The organism is Streptomyces sp. NPDC050546 (genome assembly GCF_044457425.1).
GTDB lineage: Bacteria > Actinomycetota > Actinomycetes > Streptomycetales > Streptomycetaceae > Streptomyces.
This window is the reverse complement of the sequence record NZ_JBITGX010000004.1, coordinates 153,656-173,829: the sequence shown is the minus strand read 5'-3', so window position 1 is coordinate 173,829 and position 20,174 is coordinate 153,656. Positions and strand designations below refer to the sequence as shown.

Annotated in this window: 20 protein-coding genes; 7 read left to right on the top strand and 13 right to left on the bottom strand. The window is 70.8% G+C overall.

Going from position 1 to position 20,174, the window contains the following annotated elements:
- Nucleotides 1–61 precede the first annotated feature (61 nt).
- Nucleotides 62–874, bottom strand: coding sequence for a prepilin peptidase (locus tag ACIBK5_RS11750; RefSeq protein ID WP_399018617.1), 813 nt, complete (start codon nucleotides 872–874; stop codon nucleotides 62–64).
- The gene (locus ACIBK5_RS11745) at nucleotides 871–3,762 is read right to left on the bottom strand and encodes a BTAD domain-containing putative transcriptional regulator (protein WP_399018616.1); all 2,892 of its coding nucleotides are present in this window, start codon (nucleotides 3,760–3,762) and stop codon (nucleotides 871–873) included. Before ACIBK5_RS11745 ends, ACIBK5_RS11750 begins: the two co-directional genes overlap by 4 nt.
- A gap of 417 nt (nucleotides 3,763–4,179) precedes the next feature.
- Between ACIBK5_RS11745 and ACIBK5_RS11740 the strand changes: the two genes are divergently transcribed.
- The 4 genes from ACIBK5_RS11740 (at nucleotide 4,180) to ACIBK5_RS11725 (ending at nucleotide 7,770) form a co-directional block, all read left to right on the top strand.
- Nucleotides 4,180–4,845 carry a hypothetical protein gene (locus ACIBK5_RS11740; protein WP_399018614.1) on the top strand — a complete coding sequence of 222 codons (666 nt, stop codon included), beginning with the start codon at nucleotides 4,180–4,182 and terminating at the stop codon, nucleotides 4,843–4,845.
- On the top strand, nucleotides 4,833–5,921 hold the full coding sequence (locus tag ACIBK5_RS11735) for a hypothetical protein (protein WP_399018612.1): 1,089 nt from the start codon (nucleotides 4,833–4,835) through the stop codon (nucleotides 5,919–5,921). The genes ACIBK5_RS11740 and ACIBK5_RS11735 overlap by 13 nt, the downstream gene beginning before the upstream one ends.
- 146 nt (nucleotides 5,922–6,067) lie before the next feature.
- On the top strand, nucleotides 6,068–6,721 hold the full coding sequence (locus ACIBK5_RS11730; protein ID WP_399018610.1) for a hypothetical protein: 654 nt from the start codon (nucleotides 6,068–6,070) through the stop codon (nucleotides 6,719–6,721).
- Nucleotides 6,718–7,770 (top strand): hypothetical protein, encoded by a 1,053-nt coding sequence (locus ACIBK5_RS11725; RefSeq protein ID WP_399018608.1) that lies wholly within the window; start codon nucleotides 6,718–6,720, stop codon nucleotides 7,768–7,770. Before ACIBK5_RS11730 ends, ACIBK5_RS11725 begins: the two co-directional genes overlap by 4 nt.
- Nucleotides 7,771–7,847: 77 nt before the next feature.
- Here the strand turns inward: ACIBK5_RS11725 and ACIBK5_RS11720 are convergent, their stop codons facing one another.
- From ACIBK5_RS11720 to ACIBK5_RS11670, 11 genes are all read right to left on the bottom strand, one after another.
- Nucleotides 7,848–8,072, bottom strand: coding sequence for a hypothetical protein (locus ACIBK5_RS11720; RefSeq protein WP_399018606.1), 225 nt, complete (start codon nucleotides 8,070–8,072; stop codon nucleotides 7,848–7,850).
- 348 nt (nucleotides 8,073–8,420) lie between these two features.
- Nucleotides 8,421–8,945 (bottom strand): hypothetical protein, encoded by a 525-nt coding sequence (locus ACIBK5_RS11715; protein WP_399018605.1) that lies wholly within the window; start codon nucleotides 8,943–8,945, stop codon nucleotides 8,421–8,423.
- A gap of 50 nt (nucleotides 8,946–8,995) precedes the next feature.
- Entirely contained in the window at nucleotides 8,996–9,466 is a 471-nt protein-coding gene (locus ACIBK5_RS11710) for a pilus assembly protein TadG-related protein (RefSeq protein ID WP_399018603.1), read from the bottom strand.
- Nucleotides 9,463–9,903, bottom strand: a complete 441-nt coding sequence (locus tag ACIBK5_RS11705) for a TadE/TadG family type IV pilus assembly protein (RefSeq protein WP_399018601.1) — start codon at nucleotides 9,901–9,903, stop codon at nucleotides 9,463–9,465. Before ACIBK5_RS11705 ends, ACIBK5_RS11710 begins: the two co-directional genes overlap by 4 nt.
- Nucleotides 9,903–10,361: a TadE family protein gene (locus ACIBK5_RS11700; RefSeq protein WP_399018600.1), complete on the bottom strand. Its 459-nt coding sequence runs from the start codon at nucleotides 10,359–10,361 to the stop codon at nucleotides 9,903–9,905. The genes ACIBK5_RS11705 and ACIBK5_RS11700 overlap by 1 nt, the downstream gene beginning before the upstream one ends.
- Nucleotides 10,362–10,421: 60 nt before the next feature.
- Nucleotides 10,422–10,673, bottom strand: coding sequence for a hypothetical protein (locus ACIBK5_RS11695; RefSeq protein ID WP_031107180.1), 252 nt, complete (start codon nucleotides 10,671–10,673; stop codon nucleotides 10,422–10,424).
- 70 nt (nucleotides 10,674–10,743) lie between these two features.
- A complete protein-coding gene (locus tag ACIBK5_RS11690; RefSeq protein WP_359887480.1) occupies nucleotides 10,744–11,667 on the bottom strand; it encodes a type II secretion system F family protein in 924 nt (307 codons plus the stop codon).
- Nucleotides 11,664–12,620, bottom strand: coding sequence for a type II secretion system F family protein (locus ACIBK5_RS11685; protein WP_399019180.1), 957 nt, complete (start codon nucleotides 12,618–12,620; stop codon nucleotides 11,664–11,666). Before ACIBK5_RS11685 ends, ACIBK5_RS11690 begins: the two co-directional genes overlap by 4 nt.
- Nucleotides 12,621–12,664: 44 nt before the next feature.
- Nucleotides 12,665–13,972 (bottom strand): CpaF family protein, encoded by a 1,308-nt coding sequence (locus ACIBK5_RS11680; RefSeq protein WP_399018597.1) that lies wholly within the window; start codon nucleotides 13,970–13,972, stop codon nucleotides 12,665–12,667.
- A complete protein-coding gene (locus ACIBK5_RS11675; RefSeq protein WP_399018595.1) occupies nucleotides 13,969–14,853 on the bottom strand; it encodes a hypothetical protein in 885 nt (294 codons plus the stop codon). Before ACIBK5_RS11675 ends, ACIBK5_RS11680 begins: the two co-directional genes overlap by 4 nt.
- 17 nt (nucleotides 14,854–14,870) lie before the next feature.
- Nucleotides 14,871–15,590 carry a hypothetical protein gene (locus ACIBK5_RS11670; protein WP_399018594.1) on the bottom strand — a complete coding sequence of 240 codons (720 nt, stop codon included), beginning with the start codon at nucleotides 15,588–15,590 and terminating at the stop codon, nucleotides 14,871–14,873.
- Nucleotides 15,591–16,031: 441 nt separating this feature from the next.
- Between ACIBK5_RS11670 and ACIBK5_RS11665 the strand changes: the two genes are divergently transcribed.
- The 3 genes from ACIBK5_RS11665 to ACIBK5_RS11655 all read left to right on the top strand — a co-directional run bounded on the left by ACIBK5_RS11665 (nucleotide 16,032) and on the right by ACIBK5_RS11655 (nucleotide 20,173).
- The gene (locus ACIBK5_RS11665; RefSeq protein ID WP_399018591.1) at nucleotides 16,032–16,754 is read left to right on the top strand and encodes a hypothetical protein; all 723 of its coding nucleotides are present in this window, start codon (nucleotides 16,032–16,034) and stop codon (nucleotides 16,752–16,754) included.
- Nucleotides 16,755–16,935: 181 nt separating this feature from the next.
- A complete protein-coding gene (locus ACIBK5_RS11660) occupies nucleotides 16,936–18,939 on the top strand; it encodes a hypothetical protein (RefSeq protein WP_399018589.1) in 2,004 nt (667 codons plus the stop codon).
- Nucleotides 18,929–20,173, top strand: coding sequence for a hypothetical protein (locus ACIBK5_RS11655; protein WP_399018587.1), 1,245 nt, complete (start codon nucleotides 18,929–18,931; stop codon nucleotides 20,171–20,173). Before ACIBK5_RS11660 ends, ACIBK5_RS11655 begins: the two co-directional genes overlap by 11 nt.
- Nucleotide 20,174 lies beyond the last annotated feature (1 nt).

Sequence of the window (20,174 nt, the reverse complement as noted above, 5' to 3'; positions counted from 1 at the left end):
AGCCCAGCGTACGCCAGGGGTCGGGAGAGCAGGACGTCAGGCCGTGCGGGCGCCCACGAGGTCAGGCCGTGTAGGCACCCACCAGCAGCCCCAGCAGGGCGCCGGTGATCAGGAACGGCCCGAACGCGATCGCCGTCTTGCGGTCGGCTCGGCGTGCGACGACCAGGGCGCCGCCGTACAGTGCGCCCAGCAGGAACCCGGCGAAGGTGCCGAGCATCACGGTGGGCCAGCCGTACCAGCCGAGGACCGCTCCCGTGCCCAGGGCGAGCTTGACGTCGCCGAAGCCCATGCCCGCGGGGTTGATGAGGAACAGCACGAAGTAGCCGCCGCCGAGGGCGAGCGAGCCGAGCAGGGCGGTCGTCCACTCCCCCGCGTGCTCGGGCAGCAGCGCGGTGAGGCCGAGCAGGGCGAGCGCGGCCCCGGCGAACGGGAGCGTGAGCGGGTCGGGCAGCCGCCGAACCCGGAAGTCGACGGCCGTCAGCAGGACCCCCACGGGGGCGAGCAGCAGCCAGACGCCGAGCTCGGGACGGGTGCCGGTGGCGGCGGCGAGGGCGGCGCAGACGAGGGCGGTGGCGATCGCCAGGGGTGCCGTGCGCGGCCCGTATCCGGGCTCCCCGTCGGCCGGCTCACCGGCTTCCCCTTCGGCCACCTCTCCGGCTTCCCCTCCGGCTTCCCCTCCAGCCACCTCTCCGGCTTCCTCGCAGTGCGGGCACGAGGCCCGGCCCAGCCAGCCCTTGAGGGCATGCCCGCCGGGGCAGCTGTCGCGCCACGGCTCGCCCGCCGGGGCCGAGAAGCGATAGGCCGCGCGCGGCAGGAACGAACCCGACGCCGCGCCCCAGAGCGCGGCGGCGATGATCAGCAGCCCGGTGTTCATCCCACCGCGGCGATCGCGTCGCGCCAGGTCGGCAGCAGCTCGTCGAGCAGTGCCTCGGTGCGCGGCGGCAGGCCCCGGGCACCGCTGCGACCGATGAGGTCGGTGGCGAGCGCGGTGAGCTGGGACGTGTCGCCGGTGGCGTGGGTGGCGCGCAGCAGCTCGTGCCACAGGCGCTCGTCGGCCGGGGCGGTGCGCAGCGCCGCGTTCAGGGCCTCGATGGCCTTCTCCGCGCGGTTCTTCTCCATGTGGAACTCGCACAGCGCGAGCCCGGTGTCCGCGACGAGCAGGGGGAGCTGGGCGTCGACGATCTCGTGGGTGAGCCACCGGTAGCGGCCCTCGGGCCGGTCGGCGAGCAGCGGCCCGCGCACCAGCACGAGCGCGTCGGTGAGCAGCCGCCCGCGCACGGCCCGGCTGTCGACGCCCTTGCCCTGCGTGGCCTCGTGGTAGAGCGAGCGCAGCACGTCCAGGTCGGAGACGACGGACTTGGCGAGCGTGAGCCGCCCCGTCTGGTCCCGGCCGAGGCGGGCCGTGCCGTCCGGGTCGGCGCCGAGCCACACCCGCAGCCGGTCCAGGAGCGCCTCCCGTACGTCGTCGGTGACGCCGCGCGGCCACAGCGCGGAGGCCAGCACGCGCGGGTGCACGCCCTCGCGGTGCAGGAGCAGCAGGGCGAGCGCCTCGTGCAGCAGCGCGCTGCGCTCCCCGTCCGGGGTGTCCAGGCCGATGATCTCGTACGGCCCGACGAGCCGGGCGTAGACCGCCGGCCGGCCGTGCTCGCTGATGTCGACGAGGAACGGCGGGGTGGTCACGGGCCCGTTCGTCTCACGCTCGGGGTCGGCGTCGGTGAACAGCTCGACCACGGCGCGCTGTTGGGCGGCGGGCAGCAGCTGGGCGTCGAGTTCGAGCCCGAGCAGGGGCGCGAGCAGCTTGCCCTGGCCGGTGATCTCCATCTCCCAGGCGGCGCCCGGCAGATCACCGGTCTCGGTGCCGACGAGGTAACCGATGCCGAGGCGCCCGGCGTCGGCGGCGAGTTCGGCGAGCTTGACGGCGTCCTCGGCGGACGGCTGGGCGGCGAGCAGGACGAGGTGCGGGGCCCAGCGGGTGTGCTGGGCGGGCCCGGTGCGGCCGGTGAGCACGGAGTCGTGCCCGGCCGCGCCCAGCGCGCCCCGCCGCTGCCGCGTCTCGGCCTCCATGGTCTCGACGAGCGCCTCGATGTCCTCGAGGTGCCGGATCCGGTTCGGGGCGAGCGGCGTCAGGTCCTCGCCGAAGCCGACGAGCGTGATGGTCATGCGGTCGGACCACCCGTTGGTCGCCAACTCGGCGGCGACGGAGGCGAAGACGGCGGCCCGGTCGGCCTCCCGGCCGCTCAGCGAGACGATGCCGGGCACCGCCTCCAGGTTGAGCAGCAGCCGCGAGTCGTCCATGGTGCCGAGGCTGACGAGCCCGGGGTAGGGCGCGGCCGTGTCGGTGTCCTCGTAGCGCTCGGCGTCGGTCCTGGCCAGCATCCAGAAGGTCTGGTCCTGCCCCTGCTGCCAGGGGGCGGGCGGCTTCCCGGCGGGCTGGGCGAGCTGGAGGTGCAGATCGCCGTTGCTCAGCCAGGCCGCGTAGACGACCGGCAGCGCGCGCGACTCCTCGGCGAGGGAGGCGGCGAGCCCCCGCAGACTCCGGTCGAGCAGCCTTACGCCCTCGGGGTCGGCGCCGACGAGCAGCGCGTCCTGGACGTCCTGGGCGTCCCCGCTCGGCGTGGGCGGCTCCATTCCGCGCCGCCCGCCGACGGCCCCGAACGCCGACTGCCACAGCGCCTGCCGGCGTCGCCGCCCCAGGGCGCCGAGGAGACCGGCGGCGAGGAGGGGAGCGGTGAGCAGGGCCTCGGGAAGGCCGAAGGCGCTGTCGGACTCGGCGTCGACGGCGGTGGCCTGCTGGTGACCGGTGTCCGGGGCGGGGCGCTGCTGCTCCGGGACGGACACCTGGGTGGCGCCGCCGCCCTGCGCCTGGTCGCTTCCGCCCTGGGCGCCTCCGCCGCCCTGGGCGTGATCGCCGCTCTGGGCGTAGTCGCTGATCTGCTGCTGCACGTCGGGCGACACGTTGGGAGCCTCGTCGGGCATCTCGACGAGGTCGCCGCCGCGCGCGTCGCCCGGCATCTCCATGATCCAGCCGGGCCGGATGAGGCTGGCCTCGGAGAGCTTGGAACCGTCCGGCTGGACGCGGTCCTTGTTGAGCTCGAAGATCTCCTTGTAGCGACGCCCGTCACCGAGGTGCCGGTCCGCTATCTCCCACAGGGAGTCGTGGTGACGCCCCTCGGGCGGCTGGATCCGGTAGTACTTCGTGTCGCCCTGCTTGGCGGTGCTGCCGCCGGCCTCGGCGTGCGAGGCGGCGTGCGAGGCCTGCTCGGCGAGGGCGGACGCGGTGTCGGCGGCCTGCTCCTGCTGCTGGGCGAAGAGCCCGCCCGGGGTCTGCTGGGCCGAGGCGACGGTGGGCTTCTGGTTGGCGTCGTACGTCTGCCCGAGCTGCGAAAGACCGGGCGCGAAGCTGGCGGCCGTGGCGCCGACGAGCAGCAGCGCGGCGACGAGCTGCCGCGCGAGCAACTGGCTGGGCCCGGCGCCCGGTACGCGCCCCGGCACGCCCACGCCGGACAGCGCGGCCTTCATCTCGACGAGCACACAGGCGGTGAACTGGGCCCACGCCAGCCACACCACGACGGTGAGGATGTTCAGGAACGTCTGAACGGTGATCTCTTGCTGCAGCCAGTCGAAGCTCGGCACCCCGTTCGGCAACGGCCACCCGATCTGCGTGGCCAGCGCGCCCGGCACGCCGACGAGCAGAACGGCCAGGGCGACGAAGGCGAAGAACGCCTTGACGAAGTCCCCGAACGACCGCCGCCGGATCCTCACCGGCTGCGGCGTCCGATTCCTCGGGGCCGTGGTCGGGGCCGTCGCTCCCGTAGTACTTCCCGTCGAGCTTGACGAGCTTGAGGTGCGGCGTCGCGACATGGCGGGTGTCCTGGGGTCGTGTGTGGAGTGCCGTGAGGCAGAGCTGTGAAGTAAGGGGTGTGCTGAGCCTACAGAGATCTTATGGACTCTTATTGAGGTCGTCGAAGGGCGGCGGGACGGAACCTGGTTGACGTCCGATTTGCCCCTGCCGTGGGCTGGACTCGCACCGGCGGCCGGATCACCGACCCAACCCCCTTCGCAACTGCCACGCACACCCCTCACGCACTCCACACAATCCCCCATGGCCACCCAAGGGGGCACACCCCGCCCCTGATAGCTTCGTTCCCTGTCGCACACGCCAACCTCGGGGGAGAATCCGTGGCCCGCCGCGCTCTGACCACCACAGCTGCCGTGTTCGCCACCACGGCGGCACTTCTGCTCACCGCATGCGGCGGGGGCGGCGACTCGTCGGACGACATCGAGGGAGCGGACCAGGGAGCAAGCAGTCCCTCCGCCTCGGCCTCCCGCTCGACACCGACCGACGTCGACCGGCCCGACGTGAGGCTCCCCGACGACCTGGACCTGGTCTTCGACTTCGAGAAGCCCTCGGACCAGGACAGCGCGGCAGCCCTCGAGGACGCCGCGAACTACATCCGCGCGCTGAACCACGGCATCACGAAGCAGGATCCGGCAGATCCCGCCTTCCAGTTCTATTCGTCGGGCCAGGCCGCCCAGTACGCGAACTCGCAGATCAAGGAGTACGTGGACGGCGGCTGGACCCTCACGGGCAAGGACCGGTACTACCAGGCCGAGATCAACCCGGTGGACGAGTCGGAGAAGGTCAAGACGGTCAACGTCACCTTCTGCGAGGACCAGTCCAAGGTCTACGGCAAGGAAGTCAAGTCCGAGAAGATCCACCGCACGAAGGAAAGCCTGGACAGTTACCAGAAGTTCACCATCCTCATGGCGTCCGTCCAGGGCAAGCCGGTGTGGCGTGCCCAGCAGGTCACCGTCGAGGGGAAGGCGCAGGAGTGCCGAGGCTGACCTCGTCCGGGCGGGCGAGGCTGATCGTGGCCTTGGCCGCGGGATCTCTCGTCTGCACCGCCGGCCCCGCTTACGCCGACAAGCCGGTTCCCGGCGAGGCGAAGCCCCCCAGCGGCCCGCAAGGCGGAGCCGACGGCCAAGGCGGACTGTCGGCTTCCGTCTCCAACATCCAGCTCTCGTACCCGAGCGGTGGAGGTGGCGGCGGCAAGAAGGGCAACCTCGGTACCGTCGACCCCAACTGGGAGCCGCCGGCCTGTTGGTACGAACCCACCCTCAGTCCCGAGCAGTTGAAGAGGTTCGTGGACACGGACAGCGGTGGTGACGTCGGCATTCACGAGTCCTGGTGGGGCAAGGGGCTCTGGACCGATCACTACCGGGACGGCAAGCCGGCCGAGAACTTCGACATGCACAGCCCGAAGAACAGCACGGCCGAGGGGTACAAGAACTACAACCTCGGCAAGGACGGTTACTTCTGGCGTGGTGTGGCGCCCGACCCCATGGCCTCCGACTCCTGGGACTGCGGCCGCATCATGTTCTGGGTCGACGCCGGCGAGGTCCCGGACGACCCGAACTCGCCCACCCCGAAGACGCTCGCCGAGTACGCCTACAACAAGGTCGAGGTCCCGGAGACGAAGGTCGACCTGAAGCCGGCGGCCAAGTCGACGGTGAACCTGCCTACCTGGGTGTGGCTGGACAAGGGCACCTTCAAGGACGTCAAGGTCCGCGCCGAGCTCCCCAACACGGACCTGTGGGCGGAGACGACCGCCAAGCCGGTCGCCCTCCACCTGGAGCCGGGCACGGACGACGCCGAGACCTTCCCCGCCTCCGGCGACTGCCAGATCAACGACGACGGCTCCATCGGCACCCCCTACACCAAGGGCAACGCCGACAAGACCCCACCGTGCGGCATCCGCTACCTCCGCGCCACGAACGGCACCCCGTACCAACTCTCCGCCAGCGTCACCTGGCAGATCACCTGGGAAGGCTCCGACGGCTCCCGCGGCGACCTCCCCGACGGCACCTTCGAAACGACCCAGGACATGAACGTCCAGGAGATCCAGTCGATCAACCGCTGACCACCGGATCCCAGGTCGTTCGCAACCGCCACGCCACACTCCTCACCTTCCCCACACAATCCACCCCTGTCTCTCAAGGGCCGATTCCCCTCCCCTGGTAGCTTCGTTCCCTGTCGCGTACACCGAAACTACGGGGGAGATCAACTGTGGCCCGCCGCGCACTGACCACCGCTGCCGCAGCGTTCGCCACGGCGGCGACGCTGCTTCTGACCGCCTGTGGCGGGGGCGACGACTCGTCATCGGACGACATCAAGGGAGCGGGAAACGGGTCGAGCAGCCCGTCGGCGTCCGCTTCGGCACCGTCCGAGGCGCCCGGCGTCAAGCGCCCGGTGATCAAGCTCCCCAGCAGCTTCCAGCTGACGTTCGCGAACTGGACGAGCAGCGACCCCGTGGAGCAGGCCGTGCTCAACGACGGCAAGGAGCAGCTCCGAGCGGGGTACGAGGCGATCATCGAGAACGATCCCGACAGCAAGGACCGCGCCTTCTACGACACGAAGAACGGCTTCTTGCAGAGCCAGCAGTGGATCAGGACCTACACGGACAAGAACCTCACCGTCATCGGCAAGTTGCCCGTGTTCGACCCCAAGGTCACCCTCGCCAAGGACAAGGCGGCGGCGTCCCTCTCCTACTGCACCGATGAGAGCAAGGCCTCCACGAAGAACCGCAAGACCAGCGAGGTCAAGGGGAACCCGGCGGGTACGGACCCCGAGGTCCTCTACGTGATCTCCATGGGCAAGAACGCCCAGGGTGTGTGGCAGGCAGTGTCCGCCCACTCGGAGAGGGGTGGCTGCGCCAAGTGAGGTCCTCACACGTCTCCCGGCCCCTCACGGTCTTCTCACTCACCGCCGCTCTCCTCGCACCCGTCCCTGCCGTCGCCCTCGGCGGCGAAGGCAGTTACGGCGGCGGCGCCAAGAACAACGAGATCTCCGCTTCCGCCTCGCAGTCCCGGATCAAGGTCACGCAGACCAGCGGCCCCACCGGCGGCAAGCAGGGCACTGTCGCGTCGACGGACGTCAACTGGAAGCCTCCACCCTGCTGGTACGAGCCCGTCTTCACCCCCGAGCAGTTGAAGAACTTCTCGGAGAACGACGGCAGCGGCGACGCCGGTCTGCGCGACGGCTGGTACGGCTCGGAACTCTGGACCGACCACTTCAGGGACGAGAAGGACGCCATCACCATCTTCACGAAGCCGGGCACCGTGAAGGGATACAAGAACTACAACCTCGGCAAGAAGGGCTACTTTTGGCGCGGGGTGTCCCCGGACGTTACCGACATCGATGACACCTCGCTGTGCAGCCGGCTGATGTTCTGGCAGGACGCCGGCGAGATCCCCGACGAGCCCAACGCCCCTACGCCCGAGACCCTCGCCGACTACGCCTACGACAAGGTCAAGGTCCCTGAGACCGAGGTGGAGTTGAAGCCGGCGGCCAGGTCGACGGTGAACCTCCCGACCTGGGTCTGGCTGGACAAGGGCACGTTCCAGGACGTCAAGGTCCGCGCCGAACTCCCCGGAACAGGCCTGTGGGCCGAGACGACGGCCAAGCCGGTCGCCCTCCACCTGGAGCCGGGCACCGAGGACGCCGAGGTCTTCCCCGCCTCCGGCGACTGCGAGATCAACGACGACGGCAGCATCGGCACCCCCTACACCAAGGGCAACGCCGACAAGACCCCACCGTGCGGCATCCGCTACCTCCGCGCCACGAACGGCACGCCCTACCAACTCTCCGCCAGCGTCACCTGGCAGATCACCTGGGAGGGTTCGGACGGCTCCGGCGGCGACCTGCCCGACGGCACGTTCGAGACCACGCAGGACATGAACGTGCAGGAGATTCAGTCGATCAACCGCTGACGCGACGGTACCCGCACCAATGCACGTGGGCCCCGGACTCAGAGAACGAGTCCGGGGCCCACGAGGCATGGTGTGCGTCAGTGCTGAACGGCAGCGCGGAGGTTCAGGTCCGCCGCGACGCCCTCGGGGGTCACGCCGGCACCGAGACCGGCAGCGACGCTCAGGGGCCCGGCCTCGGCGTAGAGGCCCGCTGCGGCACCGAGGCCGACGCCGACGGGGGAACCGCCCGCCTGGCCGCCGGAGACCGTGTCCAGGTCCGTGTCCGAGATCTCAGCCGTTTCGACTTGGGGGGCGAGGTTCATGACGGGCGTTTCCCTTCGTGTCAACAAAAAGCAGTGTCGAAGGTTGCCCATTGGGAACAGTGGAACTCCATACCGGCAACCCGCGCCCACCGATCAAAGCACCCTGCCGAAGAGGCGGCCAGCCGTCGATATTTACCGGCGGTGTTCCAGGGTCACCGAATTCATCAGTGTGGCAATGCTGTCATCGAAAGGGATGATTCCTTCACATGACCTTCCCATCCACCGTGTCCATTTGCTGCGGTCGTCGCTGTGCCGGTCGTCCATCCCGGTCCGCACACTCTTCGCAGCGACGCCGCGGTGAACCATGTGCGGATCCGCGGGATGTTCCGCGCCGCCCGACCGGGGCGTCTAACGGTTGCCAAGGGCAGCACCGAGCGCGTCGACGAATTTGGCGCGGTCCCGGGTGGCGATGGTGAGGGCCTCACCCTGGCGCGTGCTGATCACCACGCTGTCCATGCCCATGGGCACGGACCAACCGCCCCCCACGACACGCGGATTGCCGAGGTTGGCCGCGCGCAGGCCGGGGACGGGGGCGTCGATGGCGTTCGCGGAGGTCGCGTACCGCTGGGCAACGCCCGGTACGGCCTGCTGCGAGACGGCGTGAACCGACGCGGGGTCGACCTCCGCCAGCGCGATCCGCTCCCGCCCGACCCGCAGGGTTTTATGGTCGATCTGGATGCGGTTGAAGAAGAACTTCGAAATGGGCACCGCATTAAAAGGCAGATAGATGAGCACGAGGAACATGGCCGACATACCGAGCCAAAGGCCGAGCTCGTCGGGCACGGTACCGACGGCCATGGCGCCGACGCCGACAACATAGAGGACCGTCGTAATCGTGATCCAGGTCTTGGGGATCTTCTCTTCGTAAATCATGAGTCGAACGCTTCCTCTCGGTGTCCGTCTGCGGTTGACCGGCTGAATCCTCAACCAACCTCGTTCTGTGCCACCGCCTGCCCGTGGACGACCACGTCGCCGCCGTAGAACATCCCCGTGAAGACCGGGGAGTAGGTGAGCTGTACGTCGACCTCCACCTGCTCGGCGGTCGCCGCCACGCAGTGGGTCGCCGCGATGTCCGCGCCCGTCATGTCCATCTCGCGGGCGAAGGCCTTCACACGGGCGTCGCAGTTCCCGAAGTTGATCGGGGCGGGGCCGCCCACGTCGTCGTAGAGGGCCTCGCGGTCGATGTCCTGGGCGGCGAAACGGGCCGCCTGTTCCGCGATGTCGGCCGCCCGTTCCCGCTTGGAGATGGACAGACCGCCGTCGATCACGAACGCGGAGAGGGAGAGGAAGACCAGCGTGAAGATGATGACCGCGCCGGCACCCGAGCCGCGGTCGTCCAGACGCGCGCCGCGGGACGCCCACCAGGAGCGCGGGGAGGGGCGATGGTGGCTCACGCCGACCTCCGGAACGGGTCCAGCGGTGAGCTGAAGCTCGCCGTCAGCGTCGTCGGGACGTCGAGGCCGAGCATGGCGAGGCCTCGCACCTCGCAGCTCACCTCGACCGTGAAGATGGTGTCGGGCTCGAAGCCCTCGCTGGTCTGGACGACCGACACGGGGCCCGCGCAGACGTCCGTCAGGTTCGCCTCCGCGGCCTTCTTCGCCTCGGCCATGGCGGTGCCGTGGTTCTTCTGGATCGAGCCCGCGCGGGCCGCGTCCCTGGCCGCTCCGTCGAGCGCCCCGCGGCCGTCCACGAGCTGGCCGAAGGCCACCAGGACGAGGATGAACAGGATCATCACCGGTGCGAGGATCACGACCTCGACCGTGGACAGGCCCCGGTCGTCGTCCATGGACCGGCCGTTCTTCCGGAAGAAGGCAGGAGGCGAGAGGGGCATCAGTTCTCCTCCTGGACGAACCGCTCCACCGGGCCCGCGGACTGCGCGTGCACCGTCAGATCCAGGCCCGGGAACACCGTCGGCACCCGCGCCGCGATCTCCACGCCCACCGTGTTCTGGTCCGGCTGGAGCATCTTCACGTCCGGCCCCAGCACCAGTTGCGGACCCAGTTGGCGGATGTACGCGTCGACCACGTTCTGCGCCTCGCCCCGCCAGGCACCCGGGCGTTCGTCGGCCGTGGCACGCGCCTTGCGCGCTCCCGCCTGGGCCGCCGCCTGGGCCACGTGGTCCGCGAAGAAGTACAGGGCGAACTGCACCGTCGCGAAGATCATGAAGAAGAGGACGGGGGTGAGCAGCACGAACTCGATCGCGGTCATGCCTGAGTCACCGCGGGCGGCCGCCGCTCTCCGTGCGGCCCGCACCCTGCGGCGTACCCGTCTGATCACGTCTGCCGGCATCCCGTGAACCCCGTTGTCCCTACGTCCGTCCCTGCGACTGTGCCCACGTCGGGCAGACGATCAGCAGGTCTTGCCCGCGTCCGCGCCCTTGATGCAGTCGCCGACCTTGTTGGCGCCCTCGCTCAGCGCGGCGTTGATGATGGCGGCCACGACACCGACGATCGCCACGACGACCGCGGAGATGATGACCCACTCGACCGCGGAGGCACCGCGGTCCAGCTCGCCGGAGCGGGCCCGCTCGGTGCGGGCCTGGAGGAAGGTGACGAGGAAGTCCACGGCGGGGATGCCGGTGTGGAAGGTGCGTCCGTTCATGACGTCTTGTCCTTTCGAAATCGGTTCCGGGAAGTTCTGGAGTTGTGAAGGTCGGCGAACTGCGGGTGGTTCACTGCACCTGGAACACCCGCATCGCCGCCGGAAAGATCAGGAACACCAGGAACCCGGCGCACAGCAGCAGCTGTGCCACGAGCATCGACTGGGACTTCTCACCCGCGCTGCCCTCGATCTCGGCGAGTTCGCGGTGCCGCATGGTCTCGGCGCGGGAGGCGAGGGACTCACGGACCTTCGCTCCGTCGTCCGCGACCAGGGCCAGGGAGGCGGAGAGGTCCTTGAGCTCCTCGACGCCGATCTCCTCGCCGAGCTGGCCGAGCGCCTGCCACTGGCTGAGGCCGGTGATACGGGCGTCGGACAGGGCGTTGCGGATGCGCTGGTTGGCCCAGCCGTCCGACACCTCCGCCGCCGCCATCAGGGCCTCCGGCAGACCGCGTCCGCCGGCCAGGCTCATCGACACCAGGTCGAGGTACGCGCCGATCACGCGTCGCAGGTCGCGCCGCTTGTCGGCGGCGTCCCGGCGTACCTCGAGGTCGGGCAGGAAGAAGAAGACCACCGCGAACAGCAGTGCCAGCCACACCGGGATGATCGGGCTCTTGCCGACGCCCAGGGTCCAGACGATGGCGAACAGGAACGGGCCGAAGAACAGGCCCGCCACACCCAGCAGCACCTTCGTCGCCAGGAACTTCTCCCAGCTGCGCTCCAGCACCGCCAGGTCCGCGCGCAGCGAGCGCTGCTCCCAGCCCTGCTGCAGATAGAACTCGGAGACCCGCAGGCCGACTTCGGCCCGCAGCGCGCCGAGGCGCCCCTTCTCCCGTTCGCGGCGCGCCGACTCGTACGCCGAGCCGCGCGCTCGCATCGCGTCGATCCGCGCCACCTGCGAGATCGCGCTCCGCTTGCTGGGCATGAGGGCGCGGACCAGGGCGTAGATGCCCAGGCCGATGACGGCGCCGACAACGAGCGGCATCGTGAGGTTCATCGGCGTACCCCCTCTTCCTGCGGCAGTTGCTGGGACTGCTGCGGCTGCTGCGACGGCGTCCTGGGACGGACGAACTGGACGGCTGCCTCGTCCCGCACCAGGAAGCGCTCGGGCGTCTCGATGGTGGACAGCTTGCGCAGCCACCAGAAGCCGAGCGCGAACAGGCCGCAGACGCAGGCCAGGACGAGCTGGCCGGCGGGCGTGCCGTACGGCTCCACGAACTCACGGTTGAAGATCGAAAGGCCCAGGACGAAGGAGATCGAGACCGCTACGACGATCTGCACCGACCGCCGCGTGGACGACCGCTGCGCCATCACGCGCTGCCGCATGTCGACCTCCTCGCGGGCCGACTTGGCGAGGGCGCCGAGCACCTGCCGCAGACCGGGTCCGCGCAGGCGGGCGTTGAGGATCAGGGCCGCGACGATGATGTCGGCGGAGGCGTCGTCGATCTCGTCGGCCAGCTGCTGGAGCGCCTCGGGCAGCGGGGTGCGGGCGCGCAGGCGGTCGACGAGGGCGTCGAGGTGGGGGCGCAGGACCGGGGCCGCGGCGCGGGCGGAGGCCGGGATGGCCTGTTCGAGGCCCACCGCGCCGGCGATGGTGTCGCGCAGGGACTCCGTCCAGGAGGCCAGGGCCTCCACGCGGCGCATGGCGGCCCGCTCCTCGCCGGCGCCGCCGAACAGGCGGTCCCAGAAGAAGACGAGGACACCGGCCGCGATGCCCGCGACCGCCCAGCGGGTGAGGAGGAGCACGACGAGGCCGACGATGGCCGCGAGCGAGCCGCGCTGTCCGGCGAAGCGGATGAGTTCACTCGCCCGCTCGGCGGCCTTCTGCTTCTCGTGGTCGGGCTTGGCGGGCAGTCCGCGTACGGCGACGAGCAGCAGCGCGATGCCGCCGCCGACGGCGACGCCGCTGCCGATCGAGTACAGGACGGTGGTGGAGAACAGGCCGCCCATGGAGCCGAGCGAGCCGAGTGCGGCGAGAGTCGTGTTCATCCCCGTCACCCCCAGGTCCCGGTCGGCCGGTAGCCGTGTGCCATCAGTTCCTCCAGGCAGGCGATGGGGGCGTGCGGCACGACCCGGCCGTCGGGAGCCTCCGCGAAGACCTCGCTGGACAGGACGCGTCCGTCGACGCCGTTGACCTCGCGGACGGAGGTGACCATGCGCTGGAGGCGGCCGCCGTTGCCGTAGTTGTTGCGCCGCTGGATGAAGACGACGAAGTTCACCGCGCCCGCGATCAGCATCTGGCTGGCCTCGATGGGCAGCCGCTCCGTGGCCTGCAACGCGTAGGTGGAGATACGGTTGAAGACCTCGTGGGAGCTGTTGGCGTGGATCGTGGACAGCGAGCCGTCGTTGCCCTGCGACATCGCGTTGAGCATGGTGACGATCTCGTCGCCGAGGACCTCACCGACGATGACGCGCGAGGGGTTCATACGCAGCGAGCGTCGCACCAGCTCCGCCATCGAGATCATGCCCTGGCCCTCGGAGTTGGGCAGGCGTTCCTCGAAGGCGACGACGTTGGGGTGCAGGTCGGCGAAGGTGTCGAGGCCGAGCTCCAGGGCCCGCTCGACGGTGATGAGGCGCTCGTTCGGGGGGATCTCGTTGGCGAGGGCCCGAAGGAGGGTCGTCTTACCGGCGTTGGTGGCGCCGGCGATCATGATGTTCTTGCGGGCGCGGACCGCGCAGGCCATGAAGTGGGCGACCTCGGGCGTCACCGTGCCGTTGCCGACGAGGTCGGAGATGAACACCTTGCCCATGCGCGCGCGGCGGATGGACAGGGCGGGGCGCCGGGTGACGTCCATGACGGCCGACAGACGCGAACCGTCGGGGAGCCGGAGGTCGAGCTGGGGGTTGGCCGAGTCGAAGGGGCGGGAGGACAGACCCGAGTACGCGCCGAGCACCTGGATGAGCTCGACGAGCTCCTCGTCGGTCTCGGCGACGGGGTCGCCCTTCACCTCACGGCCGTCGGCGTACCCGACGTACACCTGGTCGCAGCCGTTGATGTCGATGTTCTCGACGTCGGGGTTGTCCAGCAGCGGCTGGAGCCGGCCGACGCCGAACAGCGCGGCGTGCACGGCGGCCGCGTACTGCTCCTCGGTCTCGGCGTCCAGCGGCGTACGGCCCGCGTTGATCTCGGAGCGGGCGTACTCCTCCAGTATCTGGGCTATGACGGCACGCGCGTAGTGCCGTTCGTCCTCCGTGGACATCGGAGTGACGTTGTTGACCTGGTCCTGTCGGCGCTGTTCGGCGATACGGTCGCCGGCGTCCTGGCGGAACCGCTTGACCAACTGGTGGTCGACAGCGGTCATGCGCCGGCCCCCGCGTGGCCCTGCATCTGGCCCGGGTGGTGGTGCTGGGCCTGGTGGGCCTGGTTCGCCTGGGCGGAGGCGGCCCAGGCGGCGCCGTACTGCTGGTAGATGTCGGCCGAGACCTTGCGGGCCGTGCGGATCAGCAGCGACTTGTCGAGACGGCCGCGCTTGCGGCCGGCCAGCTGGTCGGCGCCGGCCGGGTCGTCGGCGATGGTGCCGACCACGCGGGCGCCGGTCTGGGCGTGCACGAGCATGTCGTTGACCTGCGAGGCGAGCTTGCCCGCCGTGCCCGTGTCGGCGATCAGGACGACGCCGATCATCGGGGTGCCGAGGCTCGCGGCGCCGCGCGATCCGCCGTGCAGCTTGCCGGCGAGGGCGGCGGCGCGGTCGCGGACGCGGGCGATGGCCTCCGGCTCGGTGCGCGAGATGAGCAGCACGAGCGCGGCGTGCGGGAGCAGTTCGAGGGCAGGGGTGTCCCCGCTGATCCGGCCGCAGTCGGCGATGACGTCCGCGGCGGCGTTCGGGGAGTCGGCGAGGGAGGCGAAGGAGTGCCCGAGGGTGGGCCACAGCCCGGCGAGGCCCGCCGCCTGCTCGGCGTTGCCGAGTCCGACGAGCACCTCGAGACCGCCGCTGAGCGGCTGTACGTGGTCCCAGAGCTGGTCCGGCACGAGTCCGCGGCGCGCGGTGGCGGCGATGGACAGCATGCCGGTGTTGGGGTTGAGCGGCCCGCCGTGTGCGGCGGCACTGCGGTAGACGAGGTCACCGCCCGCCGGGTCCGCCTCGGCGAGCAGGACACGGCGCGGCCAGACCGCCGAGAGAGCGACGGCCGCGGTGGTGACGCCGGGGGAACCCTTGTCGGCGGCGAGAGCGATGAGCGCCATGGAATGGGTGCCGCCTTCTAGTTGCCGGGGACGTGCACGATGGCGACCTGGTTCGCGGCCGCCGCGGAGGCGAGCGCGGCCGCGTCGGCCTCGTCGACGAGGACGGTGAGCGAGAGGTTGCCGGTGCTCACGGTGGCGTCCTCGTTCTCCACGACCTTGGCCACCTGCGCGTTGTCGACGATGGCGCCGGAGGACGAGGTGCCGCTCGAGCCGGTGCTGTCGTCGGTGCTGTTCGAGGGGGAGCCGCTGGTGCTGACGCGGTAGGCGGAGACCATGTCACCGGCCTTGATGTCGGCGGGGTACTGGCCCTCCTTGAGGGCCAGGCCGACGGAGGCCTTGCCGGCCGGCAGGGCGGCCTTCTTGCCGAACATCTGGCCCATCACGACCGTGTCGGAGTAGATCGTGCTCTTGGCCTTGAGCGTCTTGAGGGTGGCCAGCTGGTCCCACGTGACGTAGTTGATGCTGTCGTCGGCGGCGACCATCACCGAGGTGACGTTGCTGCCGACGGACTCCCCGGCCTGGATCTCCTTCGTCACCTTGACGACCTCGACCCGGTTGCCGACCTGCAGCACGAGCATCGTCACGCCCAGCGCACCCACCAGGATGAGCAGCACCGCGAGCGCGGCCAGTGCCGGTTTGCGCTCGCGAGGCGGTGCGGGAAGGCGGTCGCCGACCGACGGCTGAGCCGGAGATGCGGAACGGCCTGCGCCCGCCCCCGTACGCTCTTGGATCTTCACGCAACCGCTCCCCGTACACCCAAGATGATGTCTGTCAATTTGCCTTCAAAATTGGACACTTCACCCGCGCCTGCCCCGCGTGGAAACTGCGGAGCGGGCCGGACATACCCGCTCTGCCTGGGCGAATAGCCAGCACTGGGGGTGAGTGTCAAGCCATCGCACCGTATCAGCCGCACATAAGCCCCTCAAGGCACGTCCCAGGTCCTGAACCTCACGACACGCACCGTTATCCATCTGCAACTTCCGGCCAGGACAAACCCGTTGATGGCGGCACACGGACGGGCCGTTCGCTGTGCGACAGCGAATCCACCACGAGCCGACGGACGTCCGAACCCCGGACCCTTCGTCACTCCTCGACCATGAGGCCCACACGATTCACTCACGTCGGACCGCGGCCGCCGTGCCATGATCGTCGGCCTGTCCCCCCACCGAGGAGCCTCCATGAAGCGGGCCGCGCTCGCCGCATCCGCCCTGTCCCTGCTCTCCCTCGCCACGCTCACGGCGTGCGGTGGGGACGCCGACTCGGATTCGGCGGCCGGTGAGCCCGGGCCCACCGCATCCCGGGCGAAGCAGGTGACCCCGGCCGAGCGGCTGACGAAGCTCATGATCACGTCGGCGGACGTGCCCGGCCTGGACGTGAACCCCCCGTCCAAGCAGGACGACAAGTACGCCTTCGCCAAGTCCCCCGAGGACGTCAAGGCCGACAAGCCGGTCTGTGCGCCTCTGGCCCTCGCGATGAACCAGCTGGCCCTCGGCGATGCGCAGGCCGACCTGACCCATCATGTCCCGCAGAACAGCGGGTTCACGTACGTCACGCTCATGTCCTACGACACCCCGGGCAAGGCCGAGTCGGCGTTCGCCGGGCTGTCCAAGGGCGTCGACGCGTGTGGCGACGGCTTCACGGCGAAGGCGAAGGGGACCACCCCGTACGATTCCGTCACCGCCGAGAAGCCGGTCGCACAGGGCGGGGACGAGTCACTCGCGTTCCAGGCCACGACGCCCTTCCGCGGTGTCACCCACACCCTGCACGCCCCGGCGGTCCGCAGCGACGACGTCGTCGCCGTCTACTTCTCCGTCAACGGCTCGGCCATGGTCCAGAACAGGCCCGGCAACGCGAAGCTCCCGGCAGCGCTGGTGAAGGCCCAGAACGCGAAGCTGGGCTGAACCGCCGGGTTCTGCCCCACGCGCCCCGGCCGAGCCGCGGCCCGGCCGATCCTCACCCCGGCGACCTGTAGCACTAGCGAAGCCCCGAGTAGAGTGCCGCTCGGACAGCGATCGGACCGCGGGGGGCAAACCGGTGAGAGCAGTCGCGACAAACAGGGCATACGCAGTGCGTATACCGGCGTTGAGCAGTGACCGGCTGCGTATGCTGCGGCTGCTGCTCGCGCTCTGCGCCGTAGCGGGTGTCTTCGCAACCGCTACCCCGGCCCGGGCGGCGGAGACCGCGCCCGTCACTCAGGCCGCCTACCTCGCCGAGCGCCTTCGCGAGAACCCGGTCCACGTCACCGACCAGCTCCCCCGCGAGGTCCCGGCCTCCACCGCCCCGGACTTCGCGAGGCTCGCGAAGAAGACCGGCGTGCCGACCTACGTCCTGGTCCTGCCCATGCAGGTCAGCACGGACGCCGAGCAGCTGCTCGGCGCGGTGCACGACCGGCTCGGGCGGGACGGGCTGTACGTCCTGTTCGAGGGGGCGGACCTCGCGGCGGCCACGGCCTATGGCGTCCGCGTCCCCGCCGACGCCGCCATCACGGTCACGCGGTATGAACTCCCCTACGACGCGGGCCCGTTGCGCAGCTTCGAGCGGTTCGCCGACGTCATCGCCCTGGGCGGCGACAAGGCCGGCGCCCGTGCCGAAGCGGCTCGCGAGAAGTACCGGGACGACGAGCCCGCCGACCTGTACATCGGCCCCTCCGACCGCAGCAACCAGTCGTTCCTCACGGGCATCCTGCTGACCGGTGTACCGCTGATGATCGTGCTGACGGCCTGGTACGCACGGCGCCACCGCCGGCGTTCCGCAGCCGAGCGGCGCGTCCCCCGGTGGGTCGTGCCCGGCGCGGCCGCCCTCACCGCCGCGACGATCGCCCTCGCCGCTCCCGTCGTCTTCGACCAGACCAGGTCGAGCGCGGCGAAGCCACCCACCCCCGCCGAACTGTCCGCCCGTGTCGAACGCGTCGCGGCGGGCCTGAAGCAGGACGCCGTCTACGCCGACCCGGAGAGCCCGCGCGTACTCGACTCGCGCCAACTGGCCCGGCTGCACGAGCGGATCCGGGACTTCCGGCGTTCCGACGGCGGCGGCCCGGTGTACGTCGCCCTCGTGCCGCAGACGCCCGAGAGCGAGTCGGCGGGCGATTCGTGGCTGTTCGCCGCGGCCGTGCACGCCAAGGCGCGCCAGGACGGGCTCTACGTCGTGGCCGACCCGGACGACGGCACGATCGACGTCTACAACTACGGCCTGCGCATCGACGCCGACAGCCTGTCCTTCGACCTGCCGGACTCGGTCACGCTCGGCGACAGCAGGGCGGACGAGGCCGACGACCACCTCCTCGGCGAACGCCTCGACACACTCATGACCTTCCTCGACAAGGCCGAGCGCACGGACCGTCCGGGGTTTGAATCCACGCCGGCCGCCGCCCCGAACGCCGACGAGGAGTACGCCCTTCCGCCCCTGTTCGCCACCGACTTCTGGCCCGGCCTGTTCGTGGGCGCCTTCCTGGCGCTCGTGCTGTCCGGTGTCGTGGCGGGCGGGACATGGATCGTCGGCGGCCTGACCGGGCGGCGCCGGACTGCACCCGAACCGGCTGACCTGCTGCCGGTCACCGCCCCCACCGAGCCGTCGGTCTCCTACCTCCGGCGCACCGCGCACGCCGAACTCACCTCTCTCGTCGGCGCGTTCAGCGACCCGGACGACCGCGGCCGCGCCTGGGACCACCTCGACGCGGCGATGCTCCTGGTCGAGGGCGACCCCGACCGGGCCCGGAGATCCGGGACGGACCCCGCGACCCTGGTCGCCGTCATCGTGCTCGCCCGGGCGGGCCGAGCCGCGCTCTCCGGTGACGAGAACGACCTGTGCTGTGGCGTCAACCCCCTGCACGGCTCCGGCGTGCGCCTCTCCCATGTGCGGGTCTCCGCCGAGGGCACCAGCCGGCGCCTGCTTCCCGTCTGCGCGCTGTGCCGCGACGCGGCCATCGCCGATCCGCTCGGGATGCCGGCCCGGTTGATGAGACTGCCCGCCCCCGCGGGCGGCGGCCGCGTGCCGTACTACGACGCGACCGACGGCCCGCTGACCGCCGTACCCAAGGGAATCACCCGGCTCATCGAGAAGGTGAGGGAGACCGCAGGTGTCCACTGACGTCAAGCGCCTGACCGCCGTCCTCGCGGCCCTGCTGCTGACCGCGCTCACCACCACCGCCGCCCGGGCAGCGGACGGCGGCACGCCGAGCGCCGGGCAGCGCATCGCGAGCTCCCTGCGCGGCTCCCCCGTCTACGTCGACGAGGCGTACGCCGATGCCGTACCGCCGTCCCGGCAGCGGGAGCTCGCGCAGCAGATCCGCCGGACGGGCCTGCCGATCAAGGTCGTGCTCACGCCCCTCACCAAGGGCGACGCCTTCGACGGCGACTCGGGCGTCCTGGCCGGGACGGTCCGCGACCGGCTCCCGGACCAGCGCGAGCTCATCCTCATCACGACGGACGGCGACTTCCCCGACTCCCTGACGGGCGAAGAGTGGCCCGCCGACACCCACCAGACCCGGGACGCCGTGTCCGCCGCCGGCTTCCTGGACGAGACGCGGGACGCGGGGCTCGCCGACCTGACCGCCAAGGCCGTGGAGCTGGTGGCGGAGGGGAAGGGCACGCAACGGTACGAGGAGGCGGTGAAGGACCTGGGGGACGACACGCGACGACGGGAGGAGCAGGCCGAGGAACGGGCCGAGTCGGCGTCCGGCGGCCCCGTCTGGTGGCTGCTCGTCGGCGTACCGGTACTGGCCCTGACCGCCCTGGCGACCCGCACCGCGGTCCGTTCCCGCAAGCCGGCCCCGGCCGTTCCCCAGCTGGTGTTCGCCACGGCCCGTGCGGCCGACGAGGCGGAGCTGCGGCGCCGGGCGGAGGCGGAGGTCCTGGCGCTCGGCGAGGCCACCCGGGCCGCCGACGTCTCCACGACACGGGGTCTCCAGCACGCCCTCGACGCGTACGCCGCCGCCGGCACGGTCCTCGACGAGGCCCGGGGCCTGCCGGACCTGGCGGGCGTCCTGGCCCTGGTCCAAGAGGGCCGCGATGCCCTGGCCGGCGACGACGACACGGCCCTCCCCCGCTGCTTCTTCAACCCCCTGCACGGCCGCGCCGCCCTGCGCACCGGCTGGCGTCCGCTCGGGCGCCGGGACCGGCTGGACGTGGCGGTCTGCCAGGAGTGCGCGGACGCCCTGCGGGACCGCCGCGCCCCGGAGGTGCTCACCGACACGGACGAGGACGGCCGTACCGTCCCCTACTTCGAGCTGCCGGCCGAGCGCAGCGCCTGGGCCGCGACCGGGTACGGCTCGCTGACGGCGACGCTGGCCGGGATCAACTCCCGGAGGATCAGGGCCCGTTGAC